Raw genomic sequence first — 10,615 nt, forward strand, 5'->3', positions numbered from 1 at the left:
CGGGCGCGCCGGGCGCCGGGCCCCGTGTTCCGGGCTCCGGAGCGGACGCCTGGGCCGCCGCGTGGCACGTCGGCGTGCGGAGCCGGGCGCGGGCGGCCTTTTGAACTCGGAAGCGCTGTCCGCCCACACGGGCACCCCCCTCACACGCCTGCGGCGCTAGAAAGTTTCCAGTGGCCCGTTCGTCCCGCGTACGGGGCGGGCACCCCCGCTCGCAAGCGTGCGATCGTAAGGAGTAGCACCGTGGAGTCATCGCTGCCGCTGTCCGTGCGCGCCAGGGATCCCCGTACCGTACCGGGCCGTTCGGCGCGGCGGTCCGAAGAGTTCGTCGGGGTCCTGTACGAACGGCACGGCTCGGTCCTGCTGGGTTTCGCGGCCCGGCTGCTGGGGGGTGACTGGCACCGTGCGGAGGATGTCTTGCAGGAGGTGGCGGTCCGCGCGTGGCAGCGCGCCGACGACCTCGATCCCACGACGAACGCGCTGCGTCCCTGGCTGTTCACCGTGGTCCGCAACCTGGTCATCGACGGCCACCGCTCGCGCAAGGCCCGGCCGCCGGAGGTCGCTGCCGCCCAGGTGCCCCCTTCGCCCGTGTCCGACGGGGTCGACCACACCCTGACCCGGCGGGTGGTGGTCGACGCCATGCGGGAGCTGGCACCGTGGCACCGCGAAGTGCTGGTGCACGTGTATTTCGCGGGCCGCAGCATCTCCCAGACGGCGGCGCTGCTGGGGGTGCCGCCCGGCACGGTCAAGTCGCGTGTGTACTACGCGATGCGTGCGCTGCGTGACGGGCTCAGCAGCCGCGGCCTGACCGCCGCATGGCTGGCTGCCGCCTGACCACCCCCGGCCTCGGACGCGTGCGTGATATCAGTCCGTGCCCGCCGCCGTCGGGGCGGGCGGCACCCAGCGCTGGTTGCGGCGTTGCTGTGAGCGCACCCCGTAGTCGGTCTTGAGTTCCTCCGGGATGGCGTACTGCATGACCCGGCCGCGGGTGAGGGAGCCGAGTTCGAAGGCGGTGAGCAGGTTGCCTGCCTTGTCCAGCGCCCACTCCCCCAGCGGGCTGCTGTCCTCGATGGTCTCCAGCACGCCGAGGACGACGGGTACGGCCTTGGCCGCGGTGTCCCAGGGGCTGCGCGGGACCTCCAGCCAGTCGGCGATGGTCGGGCCCACCAGGAAACGGATCGTCGCCGCGACGATCGGGTCGAAGAGGGTGCCGGGGACGACATCTTCGTACATCCGCATGAGCTGGTTGTTCAGGCGTACCCCGTCCTCGGACGGCCCCAGGTTGCGGGTGAGGTAGAGGTCGGCGTAGGCGCGGGCCTCGGTGAGGTTCTCCGGGGCCGCCTCCATGTCGCAGCCCAGCATGGCCCCGACGACGCGCCAGGCGTAGTAGTACGCCTCCGCGCCTTCCTCGCTCATGTGGATGCCGAGGCGGTGCATCGCGTCCAGCACCAGGATCGAGAAGCAGATCTGCCCGCCGATCATGTCTTCCTGACACAGCGGTGTGCCGTCGCGCTCCGTGTCCCAGCGGTCCGACGTGATCAGGTGGCGGCGCACCGCGGCGTGCAGCAGACGGACCTTCTGTGCGGCCGGGATGAACTTGCTGCCCTCTTCGAAGGAGTTGGTCTGCATCAGGTAGGTGACGAACTGTCCCGTGTTCGCCATGCGGCGCGAGGGGTAGTCCATGGAGTGCGTCGAGGCGAGCAGTTTCGCCACGCGCGGTACGGCGTAGGTGGCCGGCATCGCCGCGAAGGACAGGCCCGTATTGATGTGCGCGGCGTTGTCCATGAAGAACAGCCGCGCGCGTTCCATGATGTCCCAGTCCACCCACTTGGGCGGCATACCGGTCGCCTCCAGGTACGAAGCGGCCGAGGAGGGCAACCCCTGCGGGAGTTTGTTGCCTGCGGTGCTGAAGAAGCGCATGAGGGTGTTGAAGTCTCGCACCTCGCCGCGTTCGAACATGGCCGCGACGGTCGCGTCGGCGAGCGGGTCGCCTTGCCTGCGCAAGCCGTCCAGCGTCGCGTCGGTGTAGCGCACGGTGGTCTCAGTGGTTCCAGTGGTCTCGGTGGTCACGGGGGCTCCTCGTTTCTGGTGCTGTCACAGGGACCGGTCGGTTGCCGAGTTCGCCAGCGTGCCGAGTGCCGCGCGGGCCTCCGGCGGCAGCGCCACGGATTCCAGCGCCGCGCGGGCCTGCGCGATCCGCTCCTGGATCATGTCCTCGATGCGCTGCCGGGCACCGCTGCGCTCCATCAACCGCCGTACGTGGGCCACGTCGGCCTCGTCCAGTGCGGGTTTGCCCAGCACCTCGCGCAGCCGCCGTTCCTGGCTCGCGGACAGCAGCGAGGCGGTCACCGCGAGCAGCGCGGTGGGCTTCTTGTCCCGTAGGTCGTCGAGGTTCGACTTGCCCGTCTCGGCCGGGTCGCCGAAGACGCCCAGCAGGTCGTCGCGGAGTTGGAACGCCTCGCCCAGCGGCATCCCGAAGCCGGTGAAGGCGTCGAGCACCCTCGGGGCGGCGCCGCCGAGCGTGGCCCCCATGTGCAGGGGCCGCTCCACGGTGTACTTGGCCGTCTTGTACCGGGCCACCTCCAGCGATTCGGCGACCTTGGGTACGACGCCGCCCGTCCGCAGGACCTCCAGGAATTCGCCCGCGACGGTCTCGCGCAGCAGCGACGACCACAGGGGCACCGTCCGCGCCACGTACGCCCCGGGCAGGCCGCAGGTGGCGAAGACCTGTCCCGCGTAACCCATCAACAGGTCACCGAGCATCATGGCCAGCGCGGCGGAACGATCCTGGCGCGCCCCTTCGGGCGCCCCTGCCGCGGTGTTCCAGGAACGGGCACCGCCCTCGGCGAAGGCCACATGGGCCGTCGGGGCGCCGTGCCGCAGGCGGCTGTCGTCGATGATGTCGTCGTGGGTGCACGCGGCCGCGTGCACCAGTTCCATCGCGGCCGCGGCCTTGATCACGCCCTCGCAGTCCGGCTGACCGGCGGCTCGCCAGCCCCAGTACAGGAACGCGGCGCGCAGCCGCTTCCCACGGGTCAGTGACGCGCGCAACTGGCGGCACAGCGGTGCCAGATCGCCCGACACGCGGAGCAGTTCGGCTTCCTCCTCGTCGACCAGTCGGCGCAGACAGGTGTCGATTCGCTGCTTGAGCTCCCCGGTGTCACGCATGCGGCAAGCCGGTCCGCCGCACTGCCCGACAAGCCATCAGCTCCAGGTAGTTATCGGTCTCCGGGGTGACGCGCCGGGAGGCGAGTTCTCCGCGGGCGCGCAGTTCGTCTACTCCGCCGGCGAGCAGTTCCCGCAGATCGGAGCGGCGCAGCAGCCCTTGGCCCCGGTCGGCGGCCTGCCGTACGTGATCGAGCACGAGGTCGGCGACGCCGACCGCGAGCAGAAAGGCTTGTTCAAGTCCGGCCGCGGAGTTCCGTCCGGTTGTTCCGGTGGGCGCGGGGTCACTGTGTTGTCCCTGTTCAGACATGTCCGGTGCTCCTGTGCGGAGAGAGTCCTGCGAGGAGCTTTCAGTGAACCGGTCAGCACCGGGCGGGAACGGTCGCCGGGCGCCCCCGTCCCTCTTGCGTGGTCGTCGTTTCCTACGAAAGAGTGACGATCAGCCCAACCCACTGTCATGGTTGCCCGGACCGCCTATGGCGGTCGCGTTTCGGAGGCAGGCACTCCCAAGGGGCGGGCACTTCCAGCGGGGCAGGCACCTCTGGACCCCGGTCCAGACCCGGTTCAGGCCGGGTCCAGACGCTCGTAACAGTCGTAGTTGCGCTGGGCGCAGATCTTGCCGTCACGGAACGTGAGGAAGACCGCGATGTGGGCGCGCAGCACGTGACCGGTGGGCAGGCCGCCCATCGGGGTGGCGAGGGTTCCGGACCACGTCACCTCCAAGGCCACCTGGTCGCCGGCCGCGACCGCGTTGTGGACCTCGAACCGCTGGTGGCTGAGGCTTCCACGGCCCCGCTCCGCGCTGCGAAGCACCTCGGCCAGGTCACGCCGTACGCCCTCGGGGAACAGCGCGTTGGGGAATTCCTGCTGCACCACCTCGTCGGCGAAGAAGCGGGCCAGTTCCTCGCCCACCGCTCCGCGGGCGACCGCCTCGTGGTAGCGCATGGCCGTTTCGATGTCGGGGTGCAGCGGTTGTTCCGTCATGCGGTGCAGCGTAGTTGGGGGGCGCCAGGAACATGCCGCTCCTTTCCGGCAGTTCGTGGAGACGAGAACGATTACTCCCGGACCCGCGGTAGTTGAAAGCAGGCTTGAATCCGGCCCGACATCGCACCGCACGGATTCCCTTCCCCCTACCGGCGCAATTTCCCTCAGAATTTCCGCCCGGCTCATCCGCAACACGTTCCACCCCATCCCCTCGGAGCCGCCCCGGCCTGGCGGGAAGGGCAGCGTCGTCCGGCGCCGGCCCGGCTCACGTACGGAGCGGAGAACGCTGCCTTCCGGCCGGTCCACCGCTGGCCGATTTCCGTGATTGACGGAGGTATGTGCGGTGCCTAGGTTCCCTGTCGCGACGGGGGCGGAACGCCCGAGAACCGGGCGTCGTAAGCGAGGGGTCGGGACATGGCAAAGCAGTATGTGACACCGGAATGGGAATCCCCCGGTGAGTGGTACGGCACCATGAAGGCCACGGTCTGGAATTTCGAAAGTGAACCACTCGTCGACCCGGAGATCTCTTTCCGCGTGCAGTCGGACCAGAATGTCACCAACGTCTACGGACTCGTCTGGCAGCGGTCGGGCAACGTGATCACCGGCCGTCTGGTGCCCGAGCGCCGGACCGTCCCGCCGAACCGTGGCGTCCAGGAGTTCCGGCTCGGCTTCGCGCGGTCCATGCCGGGCCCCGGCCCGCTGCCCGCCGAGTTCAAGATCAACGGTCAGCCCGCCGACGTACCCGACGACACGACGCCGCCGAGCGTGCCGGGCCATGTACACGTCGAAACCCTCGGCCCGACGCAGGCCACCCTCTCCTGGAACCCCTCCTCCGACAACATCGGCGTGCGGGAGTACGAGGTGGACCACGGCGGCCCCCAGCCGCTGCGGGTCAAGGACGAGACGGCGGTCGTCTCCGGGCTCAGCCCGACGACCAAGTACACCGTACGGGTCACGGCCGTGGACCTCGTGGGGAACCGTTCCGACCAGTCCCAGCCGCTGGAGTTCACCACGTCCGACAAGCTCCCGGACGGCGGCCCCTGGGACATGCCGCGCGCGCCGTACGTGGACTACATGGCCTGGCCGAACCCCAGCCTCCCCCAGTACTCCCAGGAATCCGGCGTCGACGGCTTCATGCTGGGCTTCATCGTCGCCAACAACAGCAAGAAGCTGGCATGGGCCGGGCAGGACGGTGCCGACTGGGAGGTCGACCAGAGCTCGTACGGGAAGAAGGACATCGAGCAGTTGGCCGCCACCGGCGGCAAGGTCGCCTTCTCCTGCGGCGGAGCCTCCGGCCGGCCTCTCGAAGCCGTCGAGACGAGCGTCCCGCGGATCGTCGAGCAGTACGAGGCGTTCCTGCGCAACTACGCGGTGACACGCCTCGACTTCGACTTCGAGGGCGACTTCCTGGCCGACGAGGCGGCACATCTGCGGCACACGGCGGCGGTCTCCCAGGTCCTCGCCAGGCACCCGGGGCTCAAGGTGTCCTACACCCTCCCCGCCGACGCGCAGCCCGGTGAGGGGTCGGCCGGCTTCAGCCCGGTCGGCGTCAGGTTCCTGGCCAAGGTCGCCGCCGCCGGCCTCGAACCCGGCCTGGTCAACGGCATGCTCATGGAGTTCGGCCAGAGCGCGCCGCCCGACATGTACGAGTGCTGCGTCATCGGCCTCAAGGCCATGCACGGCCAGATCGGTTCGCTGTGGCCCGCCTGGAGCGCCACGAAGGTCTGGAACCGTACGGGCGCCACCCCGATGTTCGGCTGCAACATCAACAAGCGGGTCTTCACCCTCGACAACCAGCGCAGCCTGGTCGAGTTCGCGCACGAGAACCAGCTCGGTGCCCTCTCCGGCTGGGACGCCACCCGCGACCACAACCAGGGCAACCCCGACGTCCAGCCGCCGTGCACCGTCGGCTGCGAGCAGTGCGACACCTACCGCTGTACCTGCGTGGACCAGCGGCCGTTCGACTTCAGCAAGCTCATCGCCCTCTACAAGAACGGCGCCACGCCCACCATCGGGTCGCAGACCCGGGTGTGACCGTCCCACCTCCCGTTCGGCGAACGGCCGCCTCGCGTGCGGCCGTTCGTCTGTTCGCGTCACCACGCCGGACAGGCGCGGACGTCCAAGAGCAGGTCATAACAGGTACGGCCGGGTACCGGCCGCGCCGGGCGGTGGCGCCGAGAGCAGGGGTCACTCCTGACTGCGGACCATCGACATCAGCAGCTCGTGCGTCTCGCCATCGGCGGCCACGACCAGCCCACGGCCGCCCTGCCCGATCAGGGCGCCGTCGATGCCGGTGACCACGCAGCCGGCGGCGAAATGCACGCTGCCGGACAGGTCGACGCCGTTCGTGACGTACGCGGCGCGCTTGCCTGCCGCGACCCAGGCCGACGCGAGAGTCGTGGACACCGCACGGGGCCGGAAACGCTCCACGAAGGATGACCGTGCCAGCAGATCCACCGCGCGGAAGCCGGGGGCGCCGGGAAACGGTGGATCGAGGTTGACGTCCACGAGCCGCGTGGCGGACGTGGGGGTCAGAAGGCGGTCGGCATCGTCGTGCCGTACCCACGCGGTCGTCCCGTCGATGCGGAACACCCCGCCGCTGAACGGGTCGGCCACCGCCGCCGCACCGTTGCGCGGCGCCACGTTGACGGCGACCAGCATGCTGCCGACGGCGTAGTTCAGCGTGCCGCACAGCGGATCCACTGGTTGCACAGAGCAGGGTGACGGCGGCGGACGCGCAGGCGGCCCCGCTGCTGGGGCGCCAGGCCCCCGCGGACTGTGGTGGGCGCGCCGCCCCTACTCCAGCAGTCGGCGCTGGATGAGTTCCATGACCTCGGCCGGGCTGCGTCCGCCGTGGTCGACGGTGAGCAGACGATTGCCGATCCACACCGTGAAGCAGAGCGTGCAGCGGACCTCGACCTCGTCGGGGTCGGGGCAGAATGCGCCGAACAGCCGGCGCAGGTAGTCCATCCGCCGGTTGTCGACGCGTCGCAACCGTTGTGCCACCGCCGGATCGCGCCGTGACCAGTCGCGTACCGCGAAGTCGGTGTGGATGTCCGTGAGCAGGCCGTCACCGGTGGCGGCGACGGCGAACAGCCGCCACAGCCTCGTCCGCGCGTCACCGCCGCCGGCCTCGACCTTCTCGATGACCGCCGTGGTCACGTCCTGCTCCCAGACGTCGAGCATGTCCTCAAGCAGGGCCTGGCGGTCGGCGAAGTGCCAGTAGAAGCCGCCCCTGGTGACGCCGAGCGCCTGTGCCAGCGACTCGATCCGTACCGCCTCCACCCCGCCGGCGGTCAGCGCCCGAAGGCCCGCGGCGATCCAACTGCCGCGCGGAGTACGCGCCGTGGCCATGGTGCAGGTCACCTCTCCGCCATCTATACAGCACTGTACGGATCACCCTACTATCGCCTTCCATACAGTCCTGTATGGATTGCGGGCGCCACGCGCCTCCCGCGTGACACCCGCGCCGCACGGCCACGATGGAGGACCGACATGACGCTTCCCCCGGGCCAACGCGCCGTCGACGGCTTCCCGCGCTTCGGCACCCATCTCCATCGCCCGCCTCCGCCCGTACCCGCCGCCCCGGTGATCGAGCTCGGCGGAGCGGTGACCGAGGCCGTCACCGTGTCCGTGGGCGACCTGGCCAAGCTGCCACGGCGACAGCTCGGAGCCGACTTTCACTGTGTCGCCGGCTGGTCGGCGACCGGTCTGCTGTGGGAAGGGGTCGCGTTCGAGACGCTCTACCGCACGCGGGTCGAACCGCTGCTCGCGGCGGACACGGTGATCAGCCATGTGTCCTTCGAAGGGCTCGACGGTTACCGGTCGGTCGTGTTGCTGGAGGACGCCCTGGCCGACGACGTGCTCGTCGCCGACCGCCTCGACGGGCGGCCGATCGACAGCGACCACGGCGCTCCGGTGCGGCTGGTCAGCCCGAGCCAGTACGGCTTCGTCAGCACGAAGCACCTCTGCCGCATCGCATTCCACACGTCCCCGCCCCCGGACCCCGACCGGTGGTCACCCATCGCGGCGCACCACAGGGCGCGGGTCTGGCAGGAGGAACGTCACCGCCACCTTCCCGGCCGTGCGGTACGGCCGCTCTACCGGACGCTGATCGGACCGATCCGCGCGCTGAGCGCCCGCGGCAGCCGCAAAAGGCCACGGTGACACCGCTGCCCGGCTCCGGCCGAGTCCGTGCCGCCCTCGGGGCGCACCGTGCCGTCGGCGTCTGCGGGATCGGTGAACGTCCTGGGACTCTGCCTGCCTGGCCGTACGGACATGGCCTGGAGCCGGGCGCAGGTACGACGAGGGCGCCCGCCCTGGCTCGTACCAGTCGGGCGCCCGTCGCCGCACTCGCTCGTTACGGCTCGACGGTGGTCGGCTTCTCGGCGCGCAGGTCGCTGACGAAACCGCCCTTCAGCACGCGCATCCAGTACGAGTGCGACCTGACCTCTGCGGGGATGTCGGGGTTGCGCTGCAACTTCCGGTCCATCGAGGTGGCGCCGCTCGGCACGTTCCATTGGAACGTGTAGGGGTGCCACAGGCCGATCTCGCTGCTGTAGAAGGGCTTGCGCTCCAGCAGGACCACCTGGTCCGGATTGCCCTGGGCGGGCTCCCAGTTGACGCGGACGGTGGCCGCGTCGAGGCGGTCGACGGACGTCAGCCGCGGGGCCTTCGGGATCACCGAGGAGGGTGCGGGCCTGAGGGCGTCGCTGCGGATGGTCCGCGGCACGGACGGTTCGTAGTTCTCCGGCCTCTCCAACTTGCCCGTGACACGGAGCGTGGCGGGGGCCTGGCCCTGCCCGCCGGCGCACGCGTCGACCTGGGTGACCTTGAGCCACTTGTCGGAGAACCTCACGAAGTCCTCCTTCTGGATCGGCAGCTCGCGGGCGCTGCCGCCGATGATCCCGCTCACGGAGTAGACGTAGCGGGAGTCGTCGGAGCGGACCACCTGATACCTGCACCGGTCGACGGCCGCGGCACGCGCGTCGACCGCGGCCTTGAAGGAAGGCGCTTCGGCGTCGCCGGCGGCCGACGGAGCCGCTGCGGCGGCACCGACGCCCGAGGCGAGGGCCCCGAGGCTCAGCGCGCACGTGGCCAGGGCGGCGGCGATACGAGAGGTCATGCATCCTCCGGTGACATCCAGCGGCTCACGAGGAGCCACGAGCAGACGAGACGAGCAGACGACGATCCGGGGCACGGTGGCCCTGATCGGGCTCGCCGATCAGGACAGGACGCTACCGGCAATGAATGACCAAGGAATAGTCAACAACCGGCAAAATGGTGACTTCGTATCGACTTTCCGTAGTTGGCCGGGGACGCTTGTCGCGACGAGCAGCGGTGGATCGCTCGCCATCTCCGGCACCGCGCCCGCCGATCGCCTGCGCCGCCGTCATGAGAACGGCCGTGACCTCGGGGAACGGAGCCGGGCAGGCCATGTTCGAGCAGCTTCGTGCCCTTCAGCGCGCGGTCGCGGCAGGCGCTGGGCCGGGCGTCCCCGGCCGGGTGCCTCAGGTGGTCTTGCGGGCGACGGCCCCGTACATCGCGATGTCCCGGTCGTCCACCGGCTCCTGGTCGGCGTCGGGGCGCCACTGGTGGACCTGCGTCAGCCCCGGGGCGACCAGGTCCAGCCCCTCGAAGAGCGCCGCGGACTCGGCCTTGGTGCGCAGCTTCATGGGCATGCCCCGGCGTGCGTACTCGTCCGCGACCCGGTTGACCTCGCGGGGCGCGAAGTCGGCGGTTCCGATGGTCATCGCCAGGAAGCTGCCCGGGGGCAGCGGCTCCAGGAGGCGGCGCACCAGACTGTGGTCGTCGGGCGGAAGGATGAAGTGGAGAATACCGATGATCATCAGGCCGACCGGCTGCCGCAGGTCCAGCAGTTCCCGGAACTGGTCGGAGCCGATGATGGCCTCCGGGTCGCGCATGTCGGCGTCGACGTACGCGGTCCGGCCCTCGGCGGAGCCGGTGAGCAGCGCCCGCGCGTGGGTCAGCACGATCGGGTCGTTGTCGACGTACACGGCTCGGGCGTCGGGCCGTACCTGCTGGACCACTTCGTGCAGGTTCGGGGAGGTGGGCAGGCCGGTGCCGATGTCGAGGAACTGCCCGATGCCTTCCTCGCGAGCCAGGTAGCGGGCCGCGCGGTGCATGAACTTGCGGTTGGCCCGCATGTGCACGGGCAGCGCCGGCCACTCCCCGCACATCGCGTCACCCGCCTCGCGGTCCACGGCGTAATGGTCCTTTCCGCCGAGGATGTAGTCGTACACGCGCGCCGAGTGAGCCGTACCGGTATCGATCCGGTCCACCGGGTAGCCCTGCTCCAACACCCTTGCTCCTCACGGTTGTCCTCGCGCCACGACGGTCCGGCGCCACGGCGAGTGTATGCGGTGCCCGAGAGGAACCCGCGGGGACGGTGGGCCTATTGAGGCGCGTGGGGCTTCTCGCGCGTCAGCCTGAACAGGTACGGCCACGC

At 70.1% G+C, this 10,615-nt stretch carries 10 protein-coding genes and 1 pseudogene; 3 read left to right on the forward strand and 8 right to left on the reverse strand.

Features of this window, described 5'->3' with window-relative positions:
• Positions 1 to 240 precede the first annotated feature (240 nt).
• Positions 241 to 831: a sigma-70 family RNA polymerase sigma factor gene (locus tag ACH4EB_RS23900; RefSeq protein WP_398349600.1), complete on the forward strand. Its 591-nt coding sequence runs from the start codon at positions 241 to 243 to the stop codon at positions 829 to 831.
• 30 nt (positions 832 to 861) lie between these two features.
• Here the strand turns inward: ACH4EB_RS23900 and ACH4EB_RS23905 are convergent, their stop codons facing one another.
• The 4 genes from ACH4EB_RS23905 to ACH4EB_RS23920 all read right to left on the reverse strand — a co-directional run bounded on the left by ACH4EB_RS23905 (position 862) and on the right by ACH4EB_RS23920 (position 4,146).
• Positions 862 to 2,031: an oxygenase MpaB family protein gene (locus tag ACH4EB_RS23905; RefSeq protein ID WP_398349719.1), complete on the reverse strand. Its 1,170-nt coding sequence runs from the start codon at positions 2,029 to 2,031 to the stop codon at positions 862 to 864.
• A gap of 60 nt (positions 2,032 to 2,091) precedes the next feature.
• Positions 2,092 to 3,165 (reverse strand): polyprenyl synthetase family protein, encoded by a 1,074-nt coding sequence (locus tag ACH4EB_RS23910; protein ID WP_398349601.1) that lies wholly within the window; start codon positions 3,163 to 3,165, stop codon positions 2,092 to 2,094.
• Entirely contained in the window at positions 3,158 to 3,472 is a 315-nt protein-coding gene (locus tag ACH4EB_RS23915) for a hypothetical protein (protein ID WP_398349602.1), read from the reverse strand. Before ACH4EB_RS23915 ends, ACH4EB_RS23910 begins: the two co-directional genes overlap by 8 nt.
• A 254-nt stretch (positions 3,473 to 3,726) precedes the next feature.
• Positions 3,727 to 4,146 (reverse strand): nuclear transport factor 2 family protein, encoded by a 420-nt coding sequence (locus ACH4EB_RS23920; protein ID WP_398349603.1) that lies wholly within the window; start codon positions 4,144 to 4,146, stop codon positions 3,727 to 3,729.
• A gap of 414 nt (positions 4,147 to 4,560) precedes the next feature.
• Between ACH4EB_RS23920 and ACH4EB_RS23925 the strand changes: the two genes are divergently transcribed.
• Positions 4,561 to 6,180, forward strand: a complete 1,620-nt coding sequence (locus ACH4EB_RS23925) for a fibronectin type III domain-containing protein (protein WP_398349604.1) — start codon at positions 4,561 to 4,563, stop codon at positions 6,178 to 6,180.
• 153 nt (positions 6,181 to 6,333) lie between these two features.
• On the opposite strand, the pseudogene ACH4EB_RS23930 reads toward ACH4EB_RS23925, so the two are convergent.
• Together ACH4EB_RS23930 and ACH4EB_RS23935 are read right to left on the reverse strand one after the other, a co-directional pair.
• A pseudogene (locus ACH4EB_RS23930) lies at positions 6,334 to 6,849 on the reverse strand (phosphatase); the annotation flags it as partial.
• 93 nt (positions 6,850 to 6,942) lie between these two features.
• A complete protein-coding gene (locus ACH4EB_RS23935) occupies positions 6,943 to 7,500 on the reverse strand; it encodes a TetR/AcrR family transcriptional regulator (protein ID WP_398349605.1) in 558 nt (185 codons plus the stop codon).
• Positions 7,501 to 7,641: 141 nt separating this feature from the next.
• On the opposite strand from ACH4EB_RS23935, the gene ACH4EB_RS23940 reads away from it, so the two are divergent.
• A complete protein-coding gene (locus ACH4EB_RS23940; RefSeq protein ID WP_398349606.1) occupies positions 7,642 to 8,313 on the forward strand; it encodes a molybdopterin-dependent oxidoreductase in 672 nt (223 codons plus the stop codon).
• A 193-nt stretch (positions 8,314 to 8,506) separates the two neighbouring features.
• Here ACH4EB_RS23940 and ACH4EB_RS23945 read toward each other — a convergent pair whose 3' ends face one another.
• Positions 8,507 to 9,271 (reverse strand): hypothetical protein, encoded by a 765-nt coding sequence (locus ACH4EB_RS23945; protein ID WP_398349607.1) that lies wholly within the window; start codon positions 9,269 to 9,271, stop codon positions 8,507 to 8,509.
• A gap of 385 nt (positions 9,272 to 9,656) precedes the next feature.
• Positions 9,657 to 10,466 carry an SAM-dependent methyltransferase gene (locus ACH4EB_RS23950; protein WP_398349720.1) on the reverse strand — a complete coding sequence of 270 codons (810 nt, stop codon included), beginning with the start codon at positions 10,464 to 10,466 and terminating at the stop codon, positions 9,657 to 9,659.
• Positions 10,467 to 10,615: the final 149 nt, after the last annotated feature.

The organism is Streptomyces sp. NPDC018045 (genome assembly GCF_044327445.1).
Classification (GTDB): Bacteria; Actinomycetota; Actinomycetes; order Streptomycetales; family Streptomycetaceae; genus Streptomyces.